This window comes from Erythrobacter sp. W302b (assembly GCF_046452395.1).
Classification (GTDB): Bacteria; Pseudomonadota; Alphaproteobacteria; order Sphingomonadales; family Sphingomonadaceae; genus Erythrobacter.
In genome coordinates this window covers 68,906-95,122 of record NZ_JBKFDH010000002.1, presented here as the reverse complement: position 1 = coordinate 95,122, position 26,217 = coordinate 68,906, and the positions used below count along the sequence as shown (strand labels likewise).

26 protein-coding genes are annotated in these 26,217 nt (G+C 61.3%); 10 read left to right on the top strand and 16 right to left on the bottom strand.

Translation table 11 applies throughout. From position 1 onward, the window contains the following. Positions 1 to 255: 255 nt before the first annotated feature. From ACLBKT_RS14995 to ACLBKT_RS14975, 5 genes are all read left to right on the top strand, one after another. Positions 256 to 549, top strand: coding sequence for a ribbon-helix-helix domain-containing protein (locus ACLBKT_RS14995; RefSeq protein ID WP_058818294.1), 294 nt, complete (start codon positions 256 to 258; stop codon positions 547 to 549). Then, positions 542 to 2,938: a type IV secretion system DNA-binding domain-containing protein gene (locus tag ACLBKT_RS14990; protein ID WP_410183787.1), complete on the top strand. Its 2,397-nt coding sequence runs from the start codon at positions 542 to 544 to the stop codon at positions 2,936 to 2,938. Before ACLBKT_RS14995 ends, ACLBKT_RS14990 begins: the two co-directional genes overlap by 8 nt. A 93-nt stretch (positions 2,939 to 3,031) precedes the next feature. Beyond that, positions 3,032 to 6,058: a MobF family relaxase gene (mobF, locus tag ACLBKT_RS14985; RefSeq protein ID WP_410183786.1), complete on the top strand. Its 3,027-nt coding sequence runs from the start codon at positions 3,032 to 3,034 to the stop codon at positions 6,056 to 6,058. Between the two features lie 10 nt (positions 6,059 to 6,068). Then, complete coding sequence (locus ACLBKT_RS14980; protein ID WP_410183785.1) at positions 6,069 to 6,449, top strand: hypothetical protein; 381 nt, start codon at positions 6,069 to 6,071, stop codon at positions 6,447 to 6,449. A 39-nt stretch (positions 6,450 to 6,488) separates the two neighbouring features. Continuing rightward, positions 6,489 to 6,698 (top strand): hypothetical protein, encoded by a 210-nt coding sequence (locus tag ACLBKT_RS14975; protein ID WP_410183784.1) that lies wholly within the window; start codon positions 6,489 to 6,491, stop codon positions 6,696 to 6,698. 129 nt (positions 6,699 to 6,827) lie between these two features. Here the strand turns inward: ACLBKT_RS14975 and ACLBKT_RS14970 are convergent, their stop codons facing one another. The 6 genes from ACLBKT_RS14970 to ACLBKT_RS14945 all read right to left on the bottom strand — a co-directional run bounded on the left by ACLBKT_RS14970 (position 6,828) and on the right by ACLBKT_RS14945 (position 11,654). Then, positions 6,828 to 7,478 carry a hypothetical protein gene (locus tag ACLBKT_RS14970; protein WP_410183783.1) on the bottom strand — a complete coding sequence of 217 codons (651 nt, stop codon included), beginning with the start codon at positions 7,476 to 7,478 and terminating at the stop codon, positions 6,828 to 6,830. Positions 7,479 to 7,695: 217 nt separating this feature from the next. After that, the gene (locus ACLBKT_RS14965; protein WP_410183782.1) at positions 7,696 to 8,013 is read right to left on the bottom strand and encodes a hypothetical protein; all 318 of its coding nucleotides are present in this window, start codon (positions 8,011 to 8,013) and stop codon (positions 7,696 to 7,698) included. Between the two features lie 818 nt (positions 8,014 to 8,831). Beyond that, entirely contained in the window at positions 8,832 to 10,211 is a 1,380-nt protein-coding gene (locus tag ACLBKT_RS14960; RefSeq protein WP_410183781.1) for an ISNCY family transposase, read from the bottom strand. A 222-nt stretch (positions 10,212 to 10,433) separates the two neighbouring features. Continuing rightward, complete coding sequence (locus tag ACLBKT_RS14955; protein ID WP_410183780.1) at positions 10,434 to 11,051, bottom strand: plasmid pRiA4b ORF-3 family protein; 618 nt, start codon at positions 11,049 to 11,051, stop codon at positions 10,434 to 10,436. A gap of 28 nt (positions 11,052 to 11,079) precedes the next feature. Continuing rightward, positions 11,080 to 11,361: an addiction module antidote protein gene (locus tag ACLBKT_RS14950; RefSeq protein ID WP_410183779.1), complete on the bottom strand. Its 282-nt coding sequence runs from the start codon at positions 11,359 to 11,361 to the stop codon at positions 11,080 to 11,082. Positions 11,362 to 11,363: 2 nt separating this feature from the next. Further along, a complete protein-coding gene (locus ACLBKT_RS14945) occupies positions 11,364 to 11,654 on the bottom strand; it encodes a type II toxin-antitoxin system RelE/ParE family toxin (RefSeq protein ID WP_410183778.1) in 291 nt (96 codons plus the stop codon). A gap of 388 nt (positions 11,655 to 12,042) precedes the next feature. Here ACLBKT_RS14945 and ACLBKT_RS14940 point away from each other — a divergent pair, with 388 nt between their 5' ends. The 4 genes from ACLBKT_RS14940 to ACLBKT_RS14925 are packed head-to-tail and all read left to right on the top strand — an operon-like array spanning position 12,043 to position 14,096. Next, on the top strand, positions 12,043 to 12,516 hold the full coding sequence (locus tag ACLBKT_RS14940) for a hypothetical protein (protein ID WP_410183777.1): 474 nt from the start codon (positions 12,043 to 12,045) through the stop codon (positions 12,514 to 12,516). A gap of 4 nt (positions 12,517 to 12,520) precedes the next feature. After that, positions 12,521 to 13,336, top strand: a complete 816-nt coding sequence (locus ACLBKT_RS14935) for a hypothetical protein (RefSeq protein ID WP_410183776.1) — start codon at positions 12,521 to 12,523, stop codon at positions 13,334 to 13,336. Between the two features lie 29 nt (positions 13,337 to 13,365). After that, a complete protein-coding gene (locus ACLBKT_RS14930) occupies positions 13,366 to 13,587 on the top strand; it encodes a hypothetical protein (RefSeq protein ID WP_410183775.1) in 222 nt (73 codons plus the stop codon). Between the two features lie 35 nt (positions 13,588 to 13,622). Continuing rightward, entirely contained in the window at positions 13,623 to 14,096 is a 474-nt protein-coding gene (locus ACLBKT_RS14925) for a hypothetical protein (protein ID WP_410183774.1), read from the top strand. A 493-nt stretch (positions 14,097 to 14,589) separates the two neighbouring features. On the opposite strand, the gene ACLBKT_RS14920 is transcribed toward ACLBKT_RS14925, so the two are convergent. The 9 genes from ACLBKT_RS14920 to ACLBKT_RS14880 all read right to left on the bottom strand — a co-directional run bounded on the left by ACLBKT_RS14920 (position 14,590) and on the right by ACLBKT_RS14880 (position 24,663). Beyond that, complete coding sequence (locus tag ACLBKT_RS14920; protein ID WP_410183773.1) at positions 14,590 to 15,027, bottom strand: Fur family transcriptional regulator; 438 nt, start codon at positions 15,025 to 15,027, stop codon at positions 14,590 to 14,592. Between the two features lie 106 nt (positions 15,028 to 15,133). Beyond that, positions 15,134 to 17,062 (bottom strand): TonB-dependent receptor domain-containing protein, encoded by a 1,929-nt coding sequence (locus tag ACLBKT_RS14915; RefSeq protein WP_410183772.1) that lies wholly within the window; start codon positions 17,060 to 17,062, stop codon positions 15,134 to 15,136. A 53-nt stretch (positions 17,063 to 17,115) separates the two neighbouring features. Next, on the bottom strand, positions 17,116 to 18,384 hold the full coding sequence (locus ACLBKT_RS14910) for a PepSY-associated TM helix domain-containing protein (protein ID WP_410183771.1): 1,269 nt from the start codon (positions 18,382 to 18,384) through the stop codon (positions 17,116 to 17,118). Next, positions 18,381 to 20,021 (bottom strand): tetratricopeptide repeat-containing sulfotransferase family protein, encoded by a 1,641-nt coding sequence (locus ACLBKT_RS14905; RefSeq protein ID WP_410183770.1) that lies wholly within the window; start codon positions 20,019 to 20,021, stop codon positions 18,381 to 18,383. Before ACLBKT_RS14905 ends, ACLBKT_RS14910 begins: the two co-directional genes overlap by 4 nt. A gap of 164 nt (positions 20,022 to 20,185) precedes the next feature. Beyond that, entirely contained in the window at positions 20,186 to 22,342 is a 2,157-nt protein-coding gene (locus ACLBKT_RS14900) for a TonB-dependent siderophore receptor (RefSeq protein ID WP_410183769.1), read from the bottom strand. A gap of 84 nt (positions 22,343 to 22,426) precedes the next feature. Further along, complete coding sequence (locus ACLBKT_RS14895; protein ID WP_410183768.1) at positions 22,427 to 22,672, bottom strand: hypothetical protein; 246 nt, start codon at positions 22,670 to 22,672, stop codon at positions 22,427 to 22,429. 244 nt (positions 22,673 to 22,916) lie between these two features. Next, positions 22,917 to 23,825, bottom strand: coding sequence for a hypothetical protein (locus ACLBKT_RS14890; protein ID WP_410183767.1), 909 nt, complete (start codon positions 23,823 to 23,825; stop codon positions 22,917 to 22,919). Positions 23,826 to 24,031: 206 nt separating this feature from the next. After that, positions 24,032 to 24,421 (bottom strand): type II toxin-antitoxin system VapC family toxin, encoded by a 390-nt coding sequence (locus tag ACLBKT_RS14885; protein ID WP_410183766.1) that lies wholly within the window; start codon positions 24,419 to 24,421, stop codon positions 24,032 to 24,034. Beyond that, complete coding sequence (locus ACLBKT_RS14880; protein WP_101794840.1) at positions 24,418 to 24,663, bottom strand: AbrB/MazE/SpoVT family DNA-binding domain-containing protein; 246 nt, start codon at positions 24,661 to 24,663, stop codon at positions 24,418 to 24,420. The genes ACLBKT_RS14885 and ACLBKT_RS14880 overlap by 4 nt, the downstream gene beginning before the upstream one ends. Positions 24,664 to 25,006: 343 nt before the next feature. Here ACLBKT_RS14880 and ACLBKT_RS14875 point away from each other — a divergent pair, with 343 nt between their 5' ends. Next, a complete protein-coding gene (locus ACLBKT_RS14875) occupies positions 25,007 to 25,588 on the top strand; it encodes a recombinase family protein (protein WP_410183765.1) in 582 nt (193 codons plus the stop codon). 19 nt (positions 25,589 to 25,607) lie between these two features. Here the strand turns inward: ACLBKT_RS14875 and ACLBKT_RS14870 are convergent, their stop codons facing one another. Further along, complete coding sequence (locus ACLBKT_RS14870) at positions 25,608 to 26,150, bottom strand: hypothetical protein (protein WP_410183764.1); 543 nt, start codon at positions 26,148 to 26,150, stop codon at positions 25,608 to 25,610. Positions 26,151 to 26,217 lie beyond the last annotated feature (67 nt).

The following is a 26,217-nucleotide window of genomic DNA, read 5'->3' as shown; positions in this document are numbered from 1 at the left end:
TTTTGCACACCGTACACCGCTGCGCGGTAGGCTGATGCAGCGACATTCTGCATACTTCACAATTGGTTAGCTGAAATCTTGCTCGCAATTCGGGCGGTGCAGTCGGCTGCAGGATGCTCAAGGCTTAAATAAAGCATATAAAAACCAATGCCATAGCGCTGCACCGGGCTGCATCGCCGACGCTCTTGGCAAGCACGATGCAGCGCTATATACTCCAACCTGCGATAGACGAACCACGCCTGAAAAGGTGTGGTAGTGGAAAAGAAACAGTTCCAGAGCGTCGGTGTAACGCTCAGCCCAAGGATGATCGACGTCGTCGATCAACTTGCGGCAAGCCGCGGTGTATCGCGGTCTGAAGCCATCCGCATTGCCCTTGAAGTGGGCATTCCTCTCCTGAAGGCGGGATTATCGCTCAATGCCGAGCGGGCTGTCACGATCCTCGAGCATACCCAGCTTGCGCTCTCGCTCATCGTTCAGGAACAATATCCGGCTGATGCTGAACACCTGATCGCTCAGGCGCTCTCCAACGTTCGAGAACATCATGGCTGAAGACATCCGCTTCAGCAAAAAAGCTGCCACTCTCACCCACGCTTCCGCGCGCGGAAAAGTGAAGCGGAACGCAGGCAATTTCACGCGCGGGTCGCAGCTGTTCCACCACGAAATCCTGATGACCTGGGCGGGCATCAGAATGCCCCTCTACGTCTGGATTGGAACCGCCGTTGTACTGCTGTGCATCCTCGTCAGTCTGACCTTCAAAAACCACGAGGTGCAGCTCGTGTTGATGAAGCTCTACGCCGAGGTCTGGGGATGGGTGCAGCTCAATCCGAACAAGCCTGTAAACCTGACGCTTCCGTCGGGTCAGATGGTGCAAGGCACTATGTCGATGGTGCCCTATCATCCTGCCGTGGAAAGGGCTTGGGCCAAGGCGGTGCAGGTCGGCATTTCCGCAGGTCTCGGTGCAGCCTTTATCTGCGTGCCTCTGACCGTCTGGTTTGTCGATTTTTCGAAACGGCGCGGCACCGACATTCTGACCGAGCGGCACGAGCGCGGTGCCGTGCTTGTGACACACAGCGAACTGGCCCAAGCCATCACCAGCCATAACTGGAAAGCGCATGTCAGCGAGTGCCGCAAGCGCACGCCGGCAGTGGACCCCGACAAGATCCTCGAAGAGCCATTGAAGGACCGTGTCCGGGCAGGTCTGCATGCGCCTTACCGTCTCGCAGGTGTGCCGGTTCCCTGGCGCCTTGAGCAAAGCCATGCGATGTTCATCGGGACGACCGGCGCCGGCAAGACAACCGAGCTGAAGAAGATCGTCACGCAGGCGCGTGAACGCGGTCATCGCTGCGTCATCTTCGATTTGACCGGCACCTTCGTCGAGAGCTTCTATGATGCCGAGACGGACATCATCCTCAATCCGATGGACCGGCGCTGCGTGCCATGGTCGATCTTCAACGACTGCGACAACTACGCCGAATTCATGAGCGCTGCGACGGCGCTGGTTCCGAGCGGTCACAGCGCGGAAGATGACTTCTGGCAGAAATCGGCACGAACCCTGTTCGTCGAGATGTGCGTCAAGATGATCAAGATGGGCGTGCGCTCAAATGGCGCGCTTTCCTACTTCCTGATGCAGTCGGATCTGAAGACGATCCATGCGCAACTTGAAGGCACGATTGCAGGGCCGATGATGTCACCCGCCGCTGCCAAAATGGCAGAGTCGATCCGGACCACCTTCATCGCCAATGCGAATGTTTTCCGCTTCCTGCCCGAACCTCCTCCGGGTGAAACCGGCTTCTCGATCAAGAATTGGATGACCACCGAGGTCAAGGAAGGATCGATCCTTTTCATTACCTCCACGCACCCGGACCTGGTCCTCAATCGCCCCCTCCTGACACTCTGGATGGACCTAGCCGTCAATGCGCTGTTCCATATGGGGAGGAGCCGCGACCTGCGCACGTGGTTTCTCATCGACGAGGTCCATGCGCTGCATCGCCTTCCAGCGATCGATCATGGCTTGCAGACCGCGCGCGCGTTTGGCGGTGCCTTCGTGCTTGGCATGCATTCCTTCGACAAGCTTGAAGAAACCTATGGCGAGAACGGGGCGACCAATCTGGCCTCGCTGGCGGGCACCAAACTGATCCTCAAGACGGCCGATCCCGAGACGTCTCGGCGATGCTCCGAGTTCATAGGGAACCGTCAGGTCCGGATCATGGATGAAGCCTATTCCTACGGCTACAATGACAACCGCGACGCATCGACGATCACGCCCCGGACCAACGTTGAAGAACTCGTCATGCCGGTCGACATCAGCGACCTGCCCAGCATGCACGGGTTCGTGAAATTCCCCGACGGTTTCCCCGCTGCCCGGATCAGGCTGACGTGGAAAGATTACGAACCCCGCGCAAAGGGTTTCGAGCGTGTCACCGACATGCGCGCCGCCGAATACACACCACCGTCAGGGGATGGCGCGGAATTGGGGGGTGGGGATAGGGAAGGCGCAGAACCTGACCTCGCGCCGAAGGAGCCGAAAGATCGCAAAGAGGTAGCGCTAAGTGAGGCTGAGCGGGCAGCGCAGCAGCTGAGGGAGGCGATCGAAGGGCCATTGAACCCTGAGCGCGAACTGACCGAGGAGGAGGTGGCGCGCAAGATCGAGGATGAAGAAGAGAGGGCAGACTTCGAGCGCAGGCCAGCGCAAGGGGAGCTCTATGGCTATCACCGCCCGGGCAAAAAGGACCAGCGCGAGCGGCAGAACCTGGCCATGCGCGACAGTGAAGAGCGCAGCGCGCAGACGAAGATCGAAGGGCCGAAGGGGCGAGCGCAGAACAGCAGGGCAGACGCGCAGGAGAGCGAGCTTTCCAGAGAAAACATGCGCGGCATCGGCAACGAAAAGCAGAGCCGTCAGGACCCTTCCATTGACGATGATCAGGAGCTTGGGCGATGAGCGCGGCAGGACAGACCTGCCATGTGTGCCCCCTATTCTGCGCGCAATGTGCAGGGCCGATGCTCCGGCGCGAACAGGCAAGGGTAGCCTGAGATGCTTTCGGTCGCATCAGTCGCATCAGCAGGCGGCGCCGCAAACTACTTCGCCAAGGACGACTACTATGTCGGCGATGGCCCTGCGGAGCTCAGCGAATGGGGCGGGAAGGGCGCCGAAGCACTCGGTCTTGCTGGTCCCGTTGCCAAGGACGACTTCGAAAAAGTCCTCGATGGCAAACTGCCCGATGACACGGTCGTAAATGGCAACGCAAACCGCCGCTCGGGGATAGACCTCACATTCTCCATGCCGAAATCGGCCAGCCTGCTGGCGCAGTTGGGCGGAGACAAGCGGATCCTCGATGCACAGCTGGCCGCGGTCAAGGCGACCATGGCCTATCTCGAGAAGCACTATGCGCAGGCCCGCGATCGATCACGCAATGCCAACGGCGAGGGCGTGGTCACAGGCAAGCTCCTCTATGCCCTGTTCCAGCACGACACGAGCCGGGCGCTGGACCCGCAGAACCATACCCATGCTGTCATTGCTGCGATGACGCAGGACAAGGCTGGCAACTGGAAGGCGCTTTGGAACGGAGAGATCTGGAAGAACAACACAGTCCTTGGCTCCATCTACAACGCCGCGCTGCGGACGAACCTCGAGAAGCTCGGCTACGAAACCCAGATCACGGGCAAGCACGGCCAGTTCGAGATCAAGGGCGTGGCGCGCGATGTGATCGAAGCTTTCAGCCAGCGTCGCCTGACCATTCTGGCGACGGCCGAGAAACTCGGGAAGAGCGCAAACGACACAGAAGCCTTGCGTGAAATCACCAAGCGCACCCGCGATCCCAAGCTGAATCCGGACGACAAGCTGGCGCTCAGGCAGGAATGGGCTCGGCGCGCTGCAGGGCTGGGGTTCGATGCCAAGGCGCTGGTCGAACAGGCACGGGAAAGCGGCTCGGAGGCGCGCGAAAGCCCATTGGGATCGCCTCAGCGGGTGCAGGAAACGCTGAGCGTGCTCCGCGACAGCGTGAAGCTCTACACCCGGCCAGCGGACACACTGACAACCAATGGCCTGCAACGGATCACCCTGACGCCCACGCAGCTGCGCACTGAGATGGCAACCGCTTCTGCGATCAGGATCATCGGCGAACGCGAAACCTCCTGGACCCGGGGCGACCTGGTCAAGACCGCGCTCGACCTCGGCGTAAAAGGCGTGACCGCTGACGGGGTGGAAGCACGGATCGGCGTCTTGGTGGCCGACGGGAGGGTGCTTGAGGGCAAGAGCGGCAGGCTCGATGGCCGGCCCGAGAAATACACCACACCTGAACATGTCGAGATCGAGCGGGCAACGCTGGCCAATGTCGCCGCGGGAAAAGGTGCAGGCCAGGCCATTATCGAAGCGGCCGAGGCCCCCGGGCGCCTGCGGCAAGTCGCGGGCACGCATGACCTTAACGCCGAGCAGATTGCCGCCGGAACATTGGCGCTCGCCAGCAAGGACCGCACGGTCGTGATCCAGGGTGTCGCAGGTGCCGGAAAGACGACGATCATCTCGGCAATTGCGAGCGTGGCGCATCAGGAGGGAAGGGAGGTGATCGGCCTCGCCTTTGCCAACAAGATGGTCAGTGATCTTCGGACCGGGACGGAAATCCGCGGGCCAGACGGAGAGGTCGTCAGGCAGGAAATCGCCGCAAGAACCGTCTCATCCTTTGTGAATGAGCATCTGCGGCCCGCGCTTGCGGGCTCGGGTCCGAAGTTCGAGGCATCGCGCGGAGCCTTGCGCGGCAAAGTCCTGGTGTTGGACGAGGCGTCGCTGGTTGCGAACAAGCCGATGAATGACCTGCTCACGATCGCCAACCGGCTTGGGGTTGAAAAGCTGGTCATGATTGGAGACCGCGCCCAGTTACAGCCGATCGAGGCGGGCAAGAGCTTTTCGCTGATCCAGTCCGACAACCCCGCAATGGCTCGCATAGACACCAGTCTGCGGCAGCGCACCGAGCACATGAAAGAAGCGGCGGGCCTGGTGCGCGCCGGCATGTTCAAGGAAAGCTTTGCCTCGCTCGGCGAGCGTTTGGTCGAAGCAGGCGCAGAACACCTCAAGGTCACCGCGCAGAAGTGGCTGGAGCTGTCGCCGGACGATCGCGAGCGCACCGCGATTTACTCATCAGGACGTGCGGCGCGCGGCGAACTCAACCGGATGGTCCAGCAGGGCCTGAAGGCAGAAGGGGCGATCCAAGGGGAAGGGCTGAGGCTGACCACGCTCCTACCGGCCCATGCGACGCGCGAGGAGCTGCGCTACGCCTCGACCTACAGCAAGGGCCAGCTGCTCGAAGTGACGCGCCAGAACGCACCCGGAGGGCTTATTCGGGGCCGATACGATGTCGAAGGCATCGACGCGAAGGGCCGGGTCATGCTGCGCGATGAAAGCGGCAAGCTGATCAAATTCGATCCGGCGGCGATCGATCCTTCGGACAAGCGCGATGCCTTGAGGCTCTCCGAAAAGCACAAGGAGACAATCTACGAAGGCGACAAGATCCGCTGGACCGAAAAGGATGATGCCAGGGGGCTGATGAAGTCCGAGGAGGCGAGGATCCTCGGAATCAGGGATGGGATCGTCACGCTCGAGAACAAGGCAGGCGAGACCGTAGAACTCAAGCAGAATGACCGCATGCTCGAGCGCCTGGGGCTGGCCTATGCGATTAACATGCATCAGGCGCAGGGCGACACCCGCGACATGGCGATCGGTGAGATGCACTCATCAGCCCGGCACTTGTCAAACCAGCGTCTGGCGCTCGTCATGATGACCCGGGTGCGCGACGACATCACAATCGTCACCAACGACCGCGATCGGCTCCTGGCGCAGATCGACCGCAATCCGGGCGACAAGACCAGCGCGCTCGAAACCCTTGGCGAAAAGCAGGTCGAGACGAAGCGCAGCGGCCGCGAAGCTTGCGAGTTCCGCCCCACAATTCCCGATCATTTGAGGGCACCCGAGGACAGGCAAGCATCTGCCTCACGGATCGATCCGGCGAGCCTTCGGGCAACGCCGCAATTGGACGTTCCCGAACGCAACATCGAACGCAGCCGATAGGAGGAAGATCGTGACACAGATTGCCCATGCCACAGCGGGCAAACCGCCTTCAGACACGCTCGAAGTTCACTTCGCGCAGCAGCTGACTCTGAGCAATCTGGTAAACGAGGCAGGGCTCTCGGAGATTGCGCGTGCCGCTGGCGGGGACAGCTTTGTGGTCTGCGACCTCAATACGCACGGGGTTCAGGGATGCGCTGATCTGCGAGCCGCCCTCGATAACCAGAAAATGGCAGCCGAGTTGGTGGCGATAGGTCTGGTGATCCTTGTCGCAGTTCTGGTGGGCACGATCGCGGCCGCCTTTGTCAGGCTGGTGGCGAAGCGGGCGGCTCCTCCTGGGGAACAGGGCGCCGATGCCTTTCTACCGTTGCACAGGGTCGGGCCAAGCCCCTGAAACGGGCCTTCAACATCATCATCAGGAAGGAGAACAGACATGGCATTTGACTACGAAGACGCAGGGACCTTCGGGAGTGAGCGCGAGGCGAAGGACTGGGCGCAGCGCAACAAGGTTGATCTGCGCGATCTCCACATTCGCAACGTCGGCGGCCAGCGGGTCGAGGTGGGTATCCGCAAGAGCGCCTACGATCAGCGCGAGAATTACGACAACCGGCACGGCAAGAGACAGGACGGCTTCTGGCGATGATGAAGTCCACCGCAGCGTGCCTGATTTGAACCACTGGCGTGTTGCACGACGCGAGCGGAGCTCAGAATTTCGGCCTGATGGAGTTGTGGCGTATTGGAAGCCACTGGTTCCGCGGCTTCCAATATCTTCTTATGCCGCCAAAGCAGATTGCACGTTGCCAGGAAAAAGCAGGAGAGCGAAGGCATTTGCAATCTGCCGGGCGCTTGATTCAGACAAGCCAGTCACCTCCCCCACCAAGGCCCCGCCATCGAAAAAGCTTTTAGGCTCAAGGCCAGAAGCGATCAGTTGATAGGTTCGGAACAGAACCCTTGCCATTTCCCCGTCGGCAGACTGTCTGATCATCTGGTCATAATCAGAATCCAAGCTGATATGGTCCCAATGGACCGAGAAGTATTTTCTTGCCTTTGCCGCGTGCAAGAACGGTATCTTGCGGCGTTGGCACTCATAGAACCAAGCATCGCGAGCGGCTGAATCTCGCTTGTCGATCATTTTCCAAGCGGGGTTAGGCCATGGGATCCCTTTGAACAGGAAACGCAAAAATTCAGATGACGCTCTGTCGTAACCCAGATGAACTGAGCGCTCTTCAAATGCGTCGAAATCCACCTCGTAAACCGTCACATCGGGCAGATGATTGGAAGTGGCCAAGTAAGCCGCATTGGATCGAAATCCAATGAGAGCGGCAATCGCTTCAGAAGCATGCGCAGAGCGCATTTCAAAATCACCCATGAGAGTGGCTTTGAGAAGACGAATATTCTCTGATGTCGGCAGTAGGATAGCCATACGAACTCCAGGGGGTCGTATCGGTCGCCATTTAATCGATCTGACCACTGGATTCGCGGGCAGTTTGAAGGATTGATCAAAACCTATTTAGCTTGGCGGCAGGCAAGGGGGTCAAACCGTGAAGATTCCTGATCGAATATCGCACGACTGTCAACCAATGCTCTGTGTTTTGCCCGGGCATGACTGCTGCACACGCCGCCTGCGCGCGTCCCGCACACTATGACTGTTGGCGCACATCCAACTCAATATCGAATTCGCCAGGTTCCGCGTCTGCCGCCATGCAGGGAGTCAAAGTCGCATAAGCCTCGAAAATGATGGCCACCTCAGGCTCCTCACTTGCTAGCCATACGCCGATGACTGCCTCGCGGACGAGCGCATTTGAGTTTTCAAAAACGTCCCTGAAATAACTCGTGGCGGCATCTTCCGGGGATGCGCATCCGAAAACGACTGATGGGTTTTCGCCCATTCGTTCGTCATACATATCCACGAAATAGTCTTGGTGGGTGCCAACGATTGCGAGATTTCGTTTTCCCATTTGAGTCCCCGTTCGTTCCGCATGATGCATCCAAAGCAGTTCGCGCGGGGCGAGCCAATTACAATGATTTGTCGTGATCAGCTACCCCAACTGGGGCAGCTCGGACCAAGAGTCTTCCAATTTCAAGCCTATGTTCAAATCACTGCACGGGCCAATTGCTTAGCAGACCTTGGAACCGGGGTTGCTTGTGGCGATCGGATGTGGCCTCCGCGTGTGCGTTAGACCGACAAGGCAGGGTTTGGCGCTGGTATTTGAGGGGAAGACACGCAGAATGAGTTTACTGACGCTGGCCGCAAGTGCCGCGTTCATCTGCACGCCGGTTGCGGTTTGGGATGGAGACGGTCCGATCTGGTGCGCGGAAGGGCCTAGGATCCGATTGGGGAGCATTGCCGCACGCGAACTCGACGGAACTTGTCGGGCAGGCCATCCTTGTCCACGTTCCTCGGGGGTCGAGGCCCGCGATGCTCTGGTAGCTCTTCTGGGCGGGGCCAAGGGGAATCTTTCTACTGGCCACGTAAAGGTGTCTGCACCGCCAATGCGCTGCCGTGCTTCGCATCAAAGTTACGGTCGGGTCGTTGCGTCTTGCAGGCTGAACGATGGCCGCGATCTTGGCACTGCAATGTTGCGAACCGGCACTGTTGTGCGATGGCGTTGAATTGGCGAGCGTAAGTCAGTCGATTCCGCCGCGTGCCGTAAGACCTAGCGATGCCTCGTTGCCAACACTGTTATGAGTACAGCCCCCGCTGGTGCGCTGCCTTGGCGATCAAAGAACCCCGGACCCGCTGCGAAGGCAGCGGGCCCCCTCACATGCTCTCCAACTAGCGGCGCACCGCTTCGATCGGTGTGAGCCGGGGAAGGGGAGGCCGACCGCGCTTGCGCTTGACCGGTTCTTCTCGTGACGATTGCGGATCGGGGAACATGTGCGCGCCTTGCGATCGGCGGCTCGGCTCATTGAGGTTGCGTCTCCTCGGCGGCAGCTGTTCCTGGATCAGCTTCGCCATCGCCAAGGCCGCATCGAGGTGCTTGTTCTCGACGATGGCCGCCTGGTTCACCTGCCGGATCTTGTCGAACACCCGATAGGGCAGAACGTCATCGCCGTACCGGATCTCCAGCCCGCCATCAGGATACTCGCACACATCCACCCGCCTGCCCGCCAGAGGCCGGCTGACCTCGGTCGGATCGAGGATAATCAGCATCTTGTTGTAATGCAGCGTCAGCGCCCGGGTCACAGTGCGCTGCTCACGCCAGACCATCGCCGCCTTGAGATCCTCATGCAGGGCGAGGGGGCGATGCACATCGCGCGGATCAAAGGGCGCCTTGGCAAAGCGCTCATTGTACCGCGCCATGTAGCCCGGCAGGAACGCGTTGGCCTCGGCGATGGTCGCAATACCCTCAAGCCGCATCGCCTTGACCAGACGATCCTGCAACGTGCCGTTGGCGCGTTCAACCCGTCCCTTGGCCTGCGGCGAGTGAGCGCAGATGATGTCGATGTTGAGCTTCTCCAGCGCCCGCCCAAAATGGGTCATGCCATCGTCATTGGCCGACGCCGTGTTGTTGCGGAACACGCCGTGCTTGTCAGAATAGAGCGCTACCGGCTTGCCATGCGCCTCAATATAGGCAGTCATCGCATCCATGTAGGCAAAGGTGCTCTCACTCTCGACCATCCTCAGGTGCATCAGCTCGCTGGTCGCATCATCGATAAACACCAAGAGCGTGCTCTGAGGTCCGCGATCCTCGAACCACCAGTGCTTTGAACCATCAACCTGGATCAGCCCACCGCGGCAGTCCCGCCGATAACGCGGCTGATAGGGGCGCGGCCGGCGCGCATCACGATCCTTCCAAAGGCCATCCTGAATCATCCACTTACGCAGCGTCTCGTGCGAAATCCTGATCTCGTGGCGCTCGGCAAGATACTCAGCGGCGAGTGTGGGTCCGAAATCATGGTAGTGCTCACGCACCAGACTGAGAACGTTGGTGCGCATCTCAGCTTTGAAAGCACGGTTGCTTGGGCGACCGCGCTTCGAGGACACAAGGCCTTCAGGTCCATCTCTACGGAGCCGGCCGAGCAGCCGATATACTTGGCGGCGACCTACGCCGAGCAGCATTACGGCATCTTCGATCCTCAGCTCGCCGCGCTCGAACCGCCGCAACGTGTCATATCGTGTAAGCTCGCCATGGCAAATAGCCAACACCGTCATAAGCGCGTCCTCCCGCAATGCAGGAAGACATGCCACTCGGACCACGAAACGCCACAGGTGTGACATCTCTAACTTGCGGAGGGTGACATTTCTAAATTGCGCTTACAATCTTCCAGATTGATAACATACATTATGTAAATACCGATACCTTAACTGTCCATGTAAACTGTGTCCAGCGCGCTTGTGGAGCAGCTTCTTTCACAGCTGCGCCGTCGACTATAGTTATCGCGCCCGATAATCGCCGCGACTTACGCGCAAGCCTCGCGTGATTGCGCGGTTCGTCGCCTCAAGATCAAAGCGCTCCGGATCAAACTTGCGTCCCGCCCAGCGCCGATTGTCGGCGTGCTCCTCATGGTCAGGATCAAGCCACGCCTCAAGGAAGGATTCATAGCCGATGTCTCCGCCGACATCCTCCGGCGGACAGCTGCGCGATCCGGCAATGCAGCGAGGATATTTGACGCCTTCCGCTTGCGGCATTGGCGTCAAGATGAGCCGGTGCTGCCAGTTATCTCCGAAGTCATACTGATAGAGAATTTCGAGCTGCGCATCGCGCCCATAAGGAAATCGCAGGTCGCGCAGGCGCACCTCGGTCGCCTCGATCACCAGAGGGCCATCGGCATCCTCTTCGAGGTATTCGGGAGCGCCGACGACCAACCCACCCACGATGAACTGGTGCAAATGGCTGTCGGTCCACCCAAAGGCCGCCTGCAGCACCTCGTGCAATTGCGCGAAGTTGAGGTCGCGCGGCAATTCCAGCGACCGGCTGATAACCGGCTCAATCCCGAGGATCTGACCTTCGAGCCGGATGATGAAGTCGTAGGGATCGAAGTGCTTTACCATGCTCCAATGATGTGACCCATCGCGCCGATCAAGCTGCGACGGCAAGTCGCACACCAAGAGCTTTCATTACCCGCAGTAGCGTGTCGAGTGTCGGATTTCCATTATCGCTGAACGCCTTATAAAGCGCCTCACGGCTGATGCCGGTATCCCGCGCAAGTGCCGACATACCGCGCGACCGGGCGATAGTGTTCAGCGCTCGAAGCAGTTCTTCAGCGCTGCCATCCTCGAGATAGGCATCGAGATAGGCCGCGATGTCCGCCGGCGTGTTGAGCACTTCGGCCGCGTCCCAGACCTTGGTTTCGACTCCCATTGTCAAATCTCCTTCGCCAAGGCTTTCGCCCGCTCGATGTCTTGTTCCTGCGAGCCTTTGTCGCCCCCACATAAAAGGATCACCACGATATCCCCCTGCCGGGTGTAATAGACCCGGTACCCTGGCCCGAAGGTAAAGCGCAATTCGCTCACCCCCTCGCCAACCGGCTTGGTGTCGCCAAAGTTGCCCATGACAACACGATCGATCCGCTTGGCGATCCGGGCCCGCGCCTGCACATCCCGCAACGCTCTCAGCCAATCGAGGAACTCGGCGGTGCGACGAACCTCCAGCATGCCAACTTTAATGCACACCCTAACGCGTCTTGTCAACTTTGGATGACAGTTCCGACAAAATGACATCGGCAGCGGCATTGTTGCCGGGGCCCACCCTCGCGCAGTCCACCAACGACCTGCAAGGCCGACATTCGGGCGATGTCCGAGCCGCAGATGCGTAAGGGTGACATGCGAGCCACCTTCAAGCGCCGCGATCGGACGGGGTTAGGATTTGGCAGCCACAGGCATGCGTGCATGCCGACGCATCATAACATCGTTACAACAAGGTTCGCATCTCAAGAACCATACCCTGAGGCACGCCTGTACCCGACCCCAGCAAGTTGGTGCGTGACACCAGTAAGTAAGTTGTGTTATTGCGAACGCCTCGCAACAGAAGGGCTCCGTCCCGATGTCCACAAATGTCGCATCCGGATCGCAGGACGCAAGCTTCATCCAGCTGTTCCGGTTGTGGTCGGCGGCGCGTGCGAACGGCCGGCCCGTCATGCCGGACATTCACACCGAGGCCCAGACACACGGATTTGCCGATCAGACCGCAGCAGCAGCCGCAAGCCTGTTCTGTCTGCTTGAAGGACAAGTCGGCAGACGGCTTTCTCCCGGCAAGCCCGGCGACCGGGAGTTTACGGCTGATGAGCGCGCGTTGATCGGGATCTTGCGCCAGGCCCCAATGCTACAGCCGGGGCGCGGAACACGGGCGATCCCGCATGGCTTGCCGGGCGCGATCAGCTGGGCCGCACGGTGCCTGTGCGATGCGATGGGTATCGAGGTCGACCATGGCATTTACGCGCTTCAGGCGGCAGCGGCTAATTCGCAGGACTGCCCCTTTGCTATCACGGCAGAACGCCGCGGTTCAGCGGAGGGATAGGGAGATGGCCGAGACGCCGCCGCCGCATGTGAGCACAAGGCAGCCAGAAACTGGAAGGCTTATCGCTCCCCAGCGCGCTTTGGTGGCGACATTCGCGATCGCGGGCGACCCGATTTCCGTGCTGAGCCGCGCGACACAATCTATGAGCGATGCCTGCACCATTCTGCCTCTCACTCACGACCGTGCGTCGCACAATGGCGTGGACTGGACCGCAACGGCGCTCATCCTTGGCAACGCCTCTGCGCTCGAGGCGGGTGCCGAGCATCTGCTGGATGCGCGGCCAGAGACCTTGCGGCGGCTCGCGCTGATGACGATGCAACCGGGGCTCGACATGCTTTTCGCCAAGCACAATGGCCGGGCAGCTGAGCAGCGAATGATCCAGTGGATCGAGTATGTATCCTGCGATCCGGCAGCGCGGGAGGACTATTACCGCTGCCAATCCGAGGTATCTGGCCCGGCGATGCGCTCGCTGTGGGACAGGGGCCTCGTTGCCCGGTTCATGGGGTTCGAGGAGCGCGAAGTGCTCTACTCATCGCCGGGCTTTCCCGCCTGGGATGTGCTCCATGTCATCGGGATGACCCCTTGGCAGCTCCTCCGTTTCCTCCCGCGGATGTGCCCGGCATTCGACCGCTTCGCCAAGGCCGCCGGACGCGGTTCGCGAAGGGCAATGTTTGAACAATGGGGCCATCAGCGCACTTTGGTGAAGCTGACAGCCAAGCAGCCGCTTGAGGTTACCCGCCATGCATCCGCTGAACAGGATGGCCCTGCCCCACCCTGTTGCCAGGAGCCCAGAAACAGCCTAACTGTTAGATGCATGTGATTCGCAATAGCGATTAATTGAGAGTGACAATGACCTTCCTCACCGGCTTTGCCAGCACCCTCAATCCTGACGAACCAATCTCCGCAATCGCCTCGGTCATCATGCACCCCCATCCCTATTTTGACTGGCTCGCCGCCACAATTCCGGCGGTGACAGCCACGATATTGGCTGCCCGCATCCTTTGTGACCGGTGGGCGCAGCATGATCGGCATTCCGTTCGGTCGTTGGCGGCCGTCAGCGTAAGGCGCTGATCGTGGGTAGGCCAGAGAGGATCGAACTGCCGAAAGTGCGCCCGTTCGGTGACGAATGGGCGCTGCTGACCGAACACGCCAACGAACTCTTCTCCGCACGCAGGCATGACGATGCCCGGCAGCCTTATGCGCACGCGCTCTCACGAGCTAAAACGCAGTTCGAGCAGGCCCTCGTGGGCGGAGGCCTCGCAGCGGACGCGGTTTCGATGCTGATCGTTTCAGCTTCCAATGCTTCGCGCAACCATGTCATGCGTAATGATCAGGAGGCTGCCTTTCGGCTGTTGACCGTTGCCGCTCAAGCCCTGCTCGAGGGCCTCGATAGTACGCTCGCCCCCTTCGCGGTGAAGCGGGAAATCGCCCGGAATCTGCCGCGAATGATGAGTGAGCTCCACGCCCGAAAGCTCCCTAGCGCTGAATACACCCAGCGTGCGCGGCACTTGCAGGACCGCCTTGAGCTCGCCGTGCTCGAGATGCAGCGTCAAGCGCGCGAGGGAGGCACTTTTGCCTAGGTTGTCTCAGTTGCTGACAACCACCCCTCGCTCGTGGGGCGGACAGGACTGAACGGTGCGGTCTCTCCATTCCGCGCAGGCTGAATGTCCTCCAGCCTCTGCGGAAGCCCCGGTGCAGAGCGATGCAGACCTCGGGCATCACCTGCACTGCGGGCATGGTTCGCGGCACAGGTCAGGGCCCTGCGAGCACCGGCCGGGCCGGGCATGCGGAAAAATCTCTCCTCTTCTGTGTGCCTGGCCCGGTTCGGAACCCCTATGATGACGGTGAGCTCCGAGGCAAACAACAAGCCGTCCGCCCTTGCCGGCAGCAGTGCTGCCTGTAGCTTTCTGGCCGGGCAATTGGTCCCATTGCTTGCCTCACCGTGCGGAACTTATACGGCTCCGTAGATGACGCGCCGTATCTGCCGCCCTGATCAAGCCGCTCTGCACGCGATGCGAGCCTTGGGCCCGCAGTAAACTTTCGAACGGCAAAGACCATGAGGAATGCATCTGACTATTGCGAGCCTGACTGATCCACCTTCAGCGGCACACCGAACAGTTCGAGCTTGTGGTCCACCAAGCGATATCCCAGCCTGGCGGCGATCGCGCGTTGCAGCTGTTCGATCTCCGGATCGACAAATTCGATGACCTGGCCGCTGGTAACGTCGATCAGATGATCGTGGTGCGCGTCGGGAGCTGGCTCAAACCGCGCTTTGCTCCCTCCGAAATCGTGCCGCTCAATGAGCCCAACCTCTTCAAGCACATTCATGGTCCGATAAACGGTTGCGACCGAGATGCTCTGGTCCGCACTTTGAGCTCGGGCATGAAGCTCCTCGATGGTGGGGTGATCGCTGCTCTCGGAAAGGCACCTGACAATGATCCGGCGCTGCGCCGTCATTCTGAGGCCGCCGCTCTCGCACAGACCTTCGAAGGATTTCATGAGCTCGTTCATATGGATTGGATTCCTGACGGTTGGTCGCAACACCCTGAGTAGCTTAAGCTTGGCTCGGTGAGAACCAGATCAGCGCGTGTTATGCGCCAGGGTTGTTGGCGAGCCCTCACCAAGCAAAAGCCAGCGAGGCCCTTAGCGCGCGGCTTTCGATCGGCGTGAGGCTCTCGTCGTCGTTTGCGTCCCATCCACGATTATCGAGCAGGTTGCTGCCCGCGATCCGCAGGGTGGGCGCGGTATCGGTGCTGCCGAGCGCCCAGGTGATCCCGAGCGAGAGGTCCGCGCGTGCCGGAACGGTGGTCGTGCCGTCACGGCGCGCGGGAGCATCGCCGAGGATGTAAGCACCGGCATCGACCGCAAGCCTTGGCGTCGCTTGCCACTGCGCATTGACCGACCCGCGCCAGCGCGGCTGCCCGACCACCTCGGCGCGCGAGCCTCCCGCCTCGCGGATAGCAGCGTCGAGATAGAGCGCGCCCGCCACCACCTGCACCGGACCGATGGGCGCGACCAGCGAGGCCTCGATCCCGCGATGACGACGCGTGCCATTGAGCACCCAGCGGCCCGCAGTATCGAACCCCGGCGCGCCCTTGGTGATGTCGAAGGCGGACACCAGCAGCGTGGCACCGAGCGTCACCTTCCACTTGGCCCCCACCTCGCGCTGGCTGGCGCGCAGGGCGGGCAGGGTCTCGTTGGCATTCACTGCGATGGCGGGCGCACTTCCGCTTTCTTCCAGCCCCGTGACCCACGCGCCATAGAACGACAGCCGCTCCGCCACCGCGACGGTCGCGGCGAGGTGCCCGGCCCATTCGCGATCGGTGCGCTGCGGCGTCGCCTCGCCCGCCGGGGTGTAGTCCTTGGTGTAGTGCACCCGCTGCACGCTGCCCGAGACCAGCAGCCAGCGGGTGAGCGGGAAGCTGGCCGAAGCGGCAAGGCGGCCTTCGCGGATGAGGTCCGTCGCAGCGATGCCGGAGGGCGGGCCCGGGTCGGCCGGGCTCGCGCGGTCGTTGATCCGCGCCGGGCCGAGCGTGATATCATCCGCACTGGCGAGATCGGAGTGCTGGTCGCGCCCGATGATCGCGAAACTGATCCGCGCCGGGCCGTGGGGCGCGTCCCATTGGCGCTCGACCAGCGCCTCGCCCGACATCGCCGATCCGCTGGTTGCGCCGAACACGCTCGCGCCCAGCGTCCCCTGCCCGCTCGCATCGACCCGATCGAGGAAGACGAAGGCCTCGCGCTCGGTGGTGAAGGTGCCATAGGCGAGCGCGAGGCGGGCGGTCCAGCCATCGCCCAGGCGGCGCTCGATCTGGCCCCAGCTGAGCAGCTCCCAGCCCTCGGTCGCGGCCCAATCGGGGGCGGCAGCATCGCCAGGACGGAAGGTCGGCAGGTCGGCGGGCGCGGCGGCGGGAAAGACGGCAAGCGCCGTCATGTCGCGGTAATGACCCAGCGATGCCCCGCCGCGAACCTGCCACGACCCGCGTTCGACCGCGCCACCGACCGCACCATAGCTGAAGGCATCGCGCCCGCCGTGCCAGTTGTCGAGGCGCGAGAGCTGGCCCACGCCCCAGATCGTGCCGCCGCCGATGGGCACCGCGATGCGTCCGATCGCTTCAACCGAACCGAAGCCATCGCCGCGCAGGATCAGGTTGCGGCGCGGGGTCGCCTCGTTGTCGGTGCCGATATCGACCACCCCGGTGGGCGAGGGAAAGCGCGCGGCGAAGAGGTTCGGCCCGGCCTGGATCGCGGCCGAGGAGTCGACGCGTCCCGACCGCTCGGCAAAGAAGGCGAAGTAGGCTCCGTCGAGCCGGTAATTGGCGCCCGCATCGAGGGCGAAGCCGCGGATGCTCCCGGTATCATAAAGCCCGATCTCCTCGTTCCCGACGCGCAGGCCATAGGCGTTGTCGGCATCGCCGATCGGCGGCGCGCCGCTCGCCTGGGTGGAGGTGTCTATATCGACCGGCGGCGGCTCGCCCGCCTCTTGCGCACTCACCGCCGCCGGGCAGCCGAGCGCCGCCGCGATCCAGAGCGGGGCGGCGCGCATCTATCGTGGACCGGGCGCCAGCGAGCGTGCCTCGCCACATGGACACGCGGTAATCATTCCGCTGGTGCCAGATTGCCGGTCAAGGAACTGGAGACAGCCGTGGCGGTGCGAGCCTTTCGCGCTCGCCGCTTCTTCCACCAGATCACGACGCCAGTCGCTGCGATGATCGCGATCAGGCACCCGAGCAAAGCCACGAACGCGCGATAGAAACCACCGAACACATCACCATAATGGAGCGCCTGCAGCCACTGCGTGATGGTGTTGCCGCTGTATTGCCCGGTGGGCAGGCTCAACCGCTTGAACGCACCGGTTCGCCCATCGAAGAAGACCGTGGTCGAGGGGTAAAGCTGCATGATGTCACGCTCACTCCGAAAGACGTAGCGAAACGTCTCGGTATGCGGGTCGTAGATGAGAGTGCGTGGTTCGACGATTGTGAACCCACGAATATCGGCCTGCTCCCTTGCCAGCGACGCGCCAATCTCGCGTGCTCGGACCCACGCGATAGGCGGGGTTGCGCTCTCGTTGGCGACCGGCGGATCGCCTGCATAATGATCGCGGGTCTCGAACAGGCTCTCGAGCGCGGGACGGTAGACCTGCGGCAGATTCAGCGCGACCGAGGATAGAGCAAACACCAGTAAAACAGCCCATAACCAGAGCGACAGCGCCCGGTGCAGGTTGAAAGAGAAGGGATAGAGGCGCCGCTGCCAACGCACGGTCCACGCCTTCGACCACCGCGCGATCCATGCCTTGTTGCGGGCCGAGCCCGTTGCGACTTCACGCCGCGGAAGGGTCAGCGCCAGCCCGACAAAGCAGTCGACCAGCCACAGCAACGCGGCGACACCCATGATCAGTGAGCCTGCCTGGCCGGGGATGACGAGCGTGTGGTGCAGCTTGTACAGAAACGGCATCAGGTTCAGCGCTATGCCCTGGGAAAGATCGCCGGGAAGGCGCGCACCCTGAATGGTTCCGTCATACGGATTGACGAAGATTTCAGTCGCCGGGATCGGTCGGTGGTCGCCCGTAACGGGATCGACGGCTCCCTCGACGTAATACACGACCGTCCGGTCTGGCTCGATGTTGAGCGGCGCAAAATGCACCCAGGCCTCAGGCAGCTGCGCTTCGACGCGGGCTCTCAGTTCGAGCGGATCGAGAGGTGCGGCCTGCGGAGCGGGCGGAGCCGCCTGGTAAAGCTGCGGATTGAGGGCAGCGTCGAGGGGATAGTAGTAAGCTATCGCCGACCCGGTGAGCCCGGCAATCACCAGAAAGGCGGTAACCGCAAGTCCCACGTAACGGTGCAGCCATACGAGAAGCGGCCGCATCATTGCGTTCGACCCGCTGTGCCATGCCCCAGACGCTCGAGTTCCGGCAGGTGCTCGACGTAGCGTTTCCAGCGACCCACGGATCGTGTGTGCGCAGGTTGGCGTACCTGCCAGCGACTGGGGGTCTGCACCGCGCGCCGGGACTGATGGAAGTCCAGCATGGCCGAATGCCATTCGAGCCCGAGAAAATCCGCAATGCGCCGTGTCGCAGCTTCGATGTTCGCCACCGTCTCTTCGTATCGCAAGGTCAGGATGGGCAGCGGCAAGACATCCTTCCAGTGCTGCATGAGGCGCGATTTTTCATGTGCGAAGGCGGCTATGTCACTCAAATTCGTGGACCAGCGCTGATCGGGCGAAAAATTCTCGAGCCAGATCGACATGGCGTTATCGCGCAAGTCACGCTCGCAGTGAATCACGCGGGCATTAGGGAAAAACAAGGCAGCGAGCGCCAGATGGAAGAAATTCAATGGCGACTTGTCGGTCGCGCGTCGGGCCTCACCCTCGTGTGAGCGCAACAACGCTGCGAGATAGGTTCGGGCACCGTGATCGGCACGGCGCTCCTCCAGACTCGCGGCTGCCTCCCAGGCTTTGCTCAGCGGGCCGGCCACCTCGCCTGCGATCCGCGAAAGATCGGGAATCTCGCCTGACCCATGAGCTGCGGGGTGGGCGGCGATAATCTGTTCGACCAGTGTGGTTCCCGATCGGGGCATCCCGACGATGAATACCGGCGCATCGCTGGCATGGCCCCATCCGCGCCGTGCAGCAAAGAATGGCGCATCATAGGTCGTGATCATCGCATCGACCCGTGCGGCAAGTTTCTCGCGGTCGAAAGGCCCTGCCTCGGCGTGCCGTGCCGCGTTGGCAAGCGTGCCGAAATGCGCGGCGGTGCCGAAGTCGCCGCGCCGGTCATGATATTTCGCAAGCCCATAGGCGATGAGGGAGCGTGAGGCCGTTGGTGTGGCTTCGGCTTCGGCGAGCGTTCGGCTGCGCTCGGCAAGGTCCCGCTCCGGCAAGTCGCCGCCAAGGCCGAGGCAATGCATCAGCACGAGCGGGTGCTCGGGCTCGAGGCGCAGGGCTTCTCCGTAGCACCTGCGCGCCTCGTCGGCCCGCCCGAGCTCCTCATACGAGCGGCCAAGGCCGAACCACCCTTCGGCGTTGCCAGCGTCCAGAGAGAGCGATTGTCGGAACAAGGCCGCAGCCTGCTCGACATCACCCTGCATCGATGTGACCGTGGCAGCGCGGACCCGCGCCTGCGGCAGCGATGGATCAATGCGCGCGGCACGTTCGAAACAGATGCACGCATCGTCGATCTGACCGGTCGCGGTCAGCAAGCCACCAAGCGCGAGATAGGTGTCGGCTCGGTCAGACTGGATCGTGATCGCCCGCTTCCATGCGGCGAACGCCTCTATCGGGTCGTCGCAATGCCGCAGGGCGACTCCCAGATTGTGCCACGCGTCGGCGCATTGCGGATTGCAGGTCAGGCATTGGCGGAATGCTGCGAGCGCGTCCTCCCAGGCTCCAGCCATCCCAAGCACACGGCCGAGATCAAGCCATGTCATCGCATCCATCGGAGCCAATTCGGCAAGATGTTCAAGCTCGGACCTTGCCAGCGAGGTGTCGCCCATCGCAGCATGAACCATCGCCGCGAGCCTTCGGGCATCGCAATGTGCAGGATCAGCCGCAGGTACGGTCCCGCACAAAGCCAAGGCACCCCTCGGATCGCCAGCATCGAGCGCAGCTTGCACCTCGCTAAGAAGCGAACTTCGCCCGGTGCCACCGGCTGCGATCGGGGCAGACGACATGGTCAGAGCCTCGTCTTGATCCTGAACAGGACCGAAGCCGGCGCGCCGAGCTGGCTGAGGCGCACGTCGAAAATCGGAGACTCGATGTAGCGGGCGTCAAACAGGTTCCTGACGAACACCCCCAGCTCGATATTCTCGAACCCGTTGTAGAAAAGAGTGGCGTCCACCCGCGTGTGCCCTGCAGCGCGGGCATCGTTATTGTCGAGCACCGCGCGCTCGCCGATCGTGAACAAGCCGCCGCCGAAGCCTAAGCCCTTGAGGGGGCCGTCCTGCACCTCATAGGTCGAGAAAAAACTGGCCTGCCACGGGGTGGTGAAGCGCGGGCGGTTGCCGAAATTGGGGTCGTCCTGCTCGATATATTCGGCATCGAGCGCGGTCGCCGCCACGCTCAGGTTCCAGCCCGGCACCGGCTCGCCGTTGAGCTCAAGCTCGAGGCCCTGATTGCGCTGCGTGCCAGCAGAGATGTTGAAGCGGGGGTTTCCCGGGTCGGGGATCGGCACATTGTCGCGGTCAAGCCGGAAAAGCGACGCCGTCAACGTAAGGCGACCGTCAAGCCATTCGCCCTTGGCGCCGACTTCGTAGATCAATCCCTCAACCGGAGCGAGGATGTTGTCGTTGACGTCGCGCGCGGTCGTCGGGATGAACGACTGCGCGATGGTGCCGTAGGCATTGATGCTGTCCGTGATCTCGTAAACCGCGCCGACGCGTCCGGTGAATGCGCTGCCGCTTTGCTCGCTCAGAATGTCGCCTGTAAGGTTGTCCTCAAGCGATTGCTCGTAGAAGTCGACGCGACCTCCAACGATCACCTTCAGCCCCTGCGCTGGCGACAGGATGGTCTGCGCATAGAGTCCCAACGCCCTGCGATCGAACAGCGTGTCGCGCAGATTATCCTGAATCTCTTCTGGTCGTAGCGCTGGGAACGTGCCGAAGTCGGCGTTCCGGAAGTTACCGATGCCTAAATAATTGTAGGAGAACTGGCGATCCTCGCGGTCGATCACACCGTCAGCGCCGATCAAGAGGTGATCTTCCTCGCTGAACACCCCAATCTTGCCGCCGATCCGCAGCTCACCGGAAAGGGTTTCTGCCGCACTGTTGTCGACCGAACTGTAGATGAAGGTGTCGCCGCCATCGAGATAGGCGAAACCATAGCGATCCTCGAACGAGCGACTGTCGATGTTGTTGTAGTTGAGGCGCAGGGTCGCAAGCCAATCGTCGCCCACTTCCTGGTCGAGCTGCGCCGTGGCAACATAAACATCGTTGCCGTTGAGGTCGACATCCGGTGCGACCGCGTTGAACTGGCGGAACGGCAGATCAGGGCGGACAAACTCGCCATCTACTTCGATCAGCGGCGTGCCCGGGTTGGGAACGTGGCGGTCGCGCTGGTAGCTGAAGTGGACGAGCAGGTTGGTTGTGTCGCCAAGGCGCGCATTCACGCTCGGCGCGATGACGAACACGTTGCTCTCCACCTCGTCGACAAAGCTGTCGCCCTGTTCATAGGCCGCGACGACACGCCCGCTGATCCCTTCGGTCAAGCCTCCGCCCAGATCCGCCTCCGCGCGCAGCACGCCGAACGAACCGCCAAGAGCCGAAACCTCGTAATTCGGCACGTCGGTCGGTAGTTTGCGGACACGGTTGAGAAAACCGCCAGCCTCGCCTTGCCCATATAACACCGAAGCCGGCCCCTTGACCGCCTCAATCCGTTCATAGACTGCAAGGTCAGGGCTGTAGCGATCCGAGCGAACCGCGAAACCATCTTCGCGCGTCCCCGCCTCGCCGTCCAAGGTCACGCCGCGGAAGATGATACGCTGCGCAAATCGCCCCGGACGCCCGGCGAACGGGCCGGGTCCGCCGGACACCGTTACGCCTGCCGCCTGTTCAAGCGCTGCAGATTGGTCGCGCAGAAAGCGGGCATCGAGCAGCTCTCGGGTGATAACCGAAACTGCCTGCGGCGTTTCCTGAAGATCAAGCGGTGTCTTGGTCGCGGTCTGCTGATCGGTCGCGGAAAACCCCTCAGCCCGGCGCCCGGTCACAACAATCTGCTCGCCTTGGGCGCGTTCCTGCTCCCCGGTGTCATTGCCGTTTGCGCGCGCAGGTTGGCCCGAAGCGGCGAGCGCCACCGCGAGCGCAAGCATCGAAGCCCCCGTTATTGTTCTGCTCATTGCCCCAGTGCCTATTGAGAATGAATTGCAGCGTGCAATACAACCTATCATTTGCGAGTCAATCGCAATTTGTTGTGCCCGACATCACTCGCCCGCCCGGCTCGCCGAGCGCACCGCGATGCGCCCGACCGGTGCCAGCCCGACCGCATGGAAGCACGCTGCCGCCCGCACCATCGCCGCCTGCATCGGGGCGGCGGCCGCCTCGCTGACCAGCGCTTCGATCAAAGCGCGGCTGTGTACGGGTTCGTCGGCGGCGATCAGTGCCCAGAGCGAGAGCATCAGCGCCTCGCCCTCGGTAATGGGGGAATGCTTGGGTTCGCCAAAGAGCATCGAGTTTTGCCGTTAGTGTGAAGCCACGGCGTCATGCGGTGCAGATCATGCGCGTGGAAGCCAGTCACGCAAAGCGATGACCGCTTAGGGGTCGATAGCTGAACGGCAGAAATTTTTCACGATCAGGGCAAAGCCGACATGCCGCTTTCGGGATCGCGCGCGGCCCCGGGGCATGGCCGTTTGTGGGTGGGAAGCGGAAGGGCGGCTTATGGTCGAGCAGTAGCCAAAGGGGGATGCCATTCGCTTATGGCGATTTTGGCGCGGATGCACTGATGGCGCCCACCCAGAAAAAACCGTCGAATGCTGATTGCTGGTCCGGCGCATCAGCCTGTTCGAGCCTGATGAACGGTTCTGATCCCAGATTCGACTCCCCCTTCGTGGGGTGAGGACCACAGTCGATGTCGTCGGATTTGACCGGACCTTTGGTCCGATCGACACCGGGCTTCAACAGGCAATTCCAGCTCGTTCCATCCCCATAGCGCATGTTCAAAGTGACCGTCTTGCCATACCGCGAAAGATGCAGCGCCATAGGATCCCAGTCGTATCCGCCTCGGCTGACCGGAGTCTTCATCGCGTGAAAAGTACCAACAAGGACAAGCACATGATCATAGGTTGGCGACGTTGATGCAGTGGCAATATTGTCGGCTTGCGCCGCTTCCCAAGGTCCCTGCCCGGTTAGGCTAGAAAATCGATCCGCTTGTTGTTCGTCTCTGAACCCGTTGAATGCGACGATGCTCAACGGCGCGCCGCTCTGCTTAACCCGGTGTAGCCGAACCAGCAGGTCAAACATTGCCGAGCTGCTGCGCCCGTCCGATCCTTCGGCAAATAGCAAATTGCGCAGTCGTTGCTCGAAATCATCCGAGTTCCATGCAGACTGAAGAGCCTCGTTTTCGGCTGCATTGTGCTCGATCGCGACAAGCACACGGCTGTTTTTGCGTCCCAGCGCACACGCTAGCGAGCCCACGAAACCCGGCCCTTCATTGGTCCCGTGCAATTCTCCGAACACAACGAAGCGCGCATTGAGCTCAGCCACATCCGACCATCCGCGAGGTAAATCACAGTGGATGGCAGCCGGCTCCGGTTCTTTTGCCGACGCTGCGGCACCACCTGCCAAGACAAGCGCGGAGGCAAGGACAAAGAAAAGCTGCTTCAAGCTCTGATCTCCCGGACAGGACCATAATGTCAGCTTTTTCAAGATATTCAACCAAGCTAACGTCCACACAGGGGTCGTTTCCTGAATGTCATGTTTCGACGAGATATGCGTCGAATCTGCCAGGCAGGTTTATAGGGGCGCAAGTTCCAGAGGATCGCCCAAAGATCTGATCGGCCGACGACCGCCCTTCCCTCGCCGGCTGAGCATCATCGAATAGCGACGACCTTGGTTTTGACGGCATCGGCGATCGCCTTCCAGCTCTGATCACTGGTCCATGCCGGAAGACCGTCACGCTGCGCCAGCGCAAGACAGAAGCGGTCCCCGAGCGATAGCCCGTGATCGGCAGTGACCGCCCGCAATCGCCCGGCCATTTGCGCCAATGCCTTGTCGGTCGGCACAATCGTCATTGGCAGTGGATCGAGCATCGCGTCGACCTCACGCTCGGGCATGCCAAGATGGATGAAGTGGGTGACCACCTCGGCATAGTTGATCGTGCAGATCCGGGCGTCTGCTATCGCGGCGGCGACCTTGTCGGCGCCCTTCTCCCCTTTCAGCATGGCAATGAGGGCGGAGGCGTCCAGTACGATCTCGCTCACTCTCCGCTATCCTCGCGGCGCTTGGCCAGGAATGCTTCGACCGACGCTTCTGGGTTTCCTTCAGTGTACTGCTTTGCCAAAGCCTGAGCGCGGGCCACTGCCTGAGCGGCTGTTCGCAGAACCAAACCGTCCGGCGTCTCATCCAGATAGACCGCGCCGCCGCCGACGAGCCCGAGCCGCTTTCGGATGTCAGCTGGGAGGCTCATCCGGCCGTTTGGCGTGATGTTGACTTGGACTGTCATGTGGGCTCCCACTGCTGCTGAATTGGTCGAGGGCAACACTCTAGCCGGAGAGCCCCTGAAATTCAACAAAATGCAAACTTGGGCACGAGTGAGCAAAGTAGCCACATGAGCGCCTGCGTGGCATAGCTACCTCAATGCGTCTCAACGAGCGGTTGCCGCCATCAGAAGCACCCCTCTGCAACAGCAATGGAGCTTTGCCGATCGTTGTCCGAAAGGGATCGCTCAACGGACACTCTGCGGGCGCCAGGGGTCAGCCTCCCTCCCCTCCGCCAATCCGGCTTGCCTGCTCTCTCATTAAGATGGTACGCTTTATTTTCTCATACAGGGGCCTCATCCGTTACAAATGACCAACACCCTCATCGGATATGCCCGCTGCTCGACCGACAAGCAGGATCTGACCGCCCAGCGCCAGGCGCTGATCGAGCTCGGCGTGCCTGAGGATCACATCTACACTGACCATGGCCTGACCGGCCGCAATCGCGATCGCCCCGGCCTCGCCCAAGCGCTGGCCGCGGTCCGCGCCGGCGAAACGCTGGTCGTGCCCAAGCTGGATCGCCTCGCCCGATCAGTCCCCGACGCCCGCGCGATCGCCGATGAGCTAGAAAAGCGCGGCGTGAGCCTTGCACTGGGCAAGCAGGTCTACGACCCAAACGACCCCATGGGCCGGATGTTCTTCAACATCCTCGCCACCTTCGCCGAATTCGAGAGCGACCTCATCCGCCTGCGCACCCGCGAAGGCATGAAGATCGCCCGCGACAAGGGCAAGCTCCGCGGCAAGCCACCGAAGCTCTCCGACCTCCAGCAGCGCGAACTGCTCAAGATGCACGCCACCGGCGAATACTCGATCAGCGACCTCGGAAAGCTGTTCAAGGTTTCGCGGCCGACGGTGTATCGTACAATCCGGCGTGGCGAGCCGACGCAGTAGGTGCATCGTTATAACAAGGCTACAGCCACGACCTTGCAATTTGGAGTTGCGACCACGGGCGGATCCGTTGCAATTCACGCGCAATCTTGAAAGTCGGACTATCCTGTATTTCTCGAATCATTCGAAGCGTGGAATTTTCAGATAAATTCCTGCCCAACAGGACTAAAGGATGATTTCGGAGACTCCTCGCTATTTGAACAACTGGAAGCCGCTCAATTTCATAGGCCTGCTGAAAGGCTGGCGAGTTAAGAATCTGTAATAACGAAGCACCCGTCGGTGAGCTTCCATGATTGCTGGATGGGGCTCTGATCGCCGAATCAAGTTGTGCAGCCTCCTCCACCCGTTGGCGCGCCTGCAGCAGAAGTTTGTCGGCTTGCGACTTCCACTTCCCTCGCAGCCGCCTAGTGACGGTCTCGTTCCAATTTGGAACAGCCTTCTTGATGGCTGCAGTCGGCGTCAACGAAGGATCATCTAGGATGAGGTCAGCAATCTTATCTAACAGCCTTGCGTCGCCCTTCAGGCCCGAACCCTTTGGGCGGCCGCGGCGCTTTGACGTTTTCATAGGGCGTTCCTTTCTTGTGCCCTTAGGATGAACGCTTTGAGCCTCTAGGCAAGGAAGAAGAAATGAC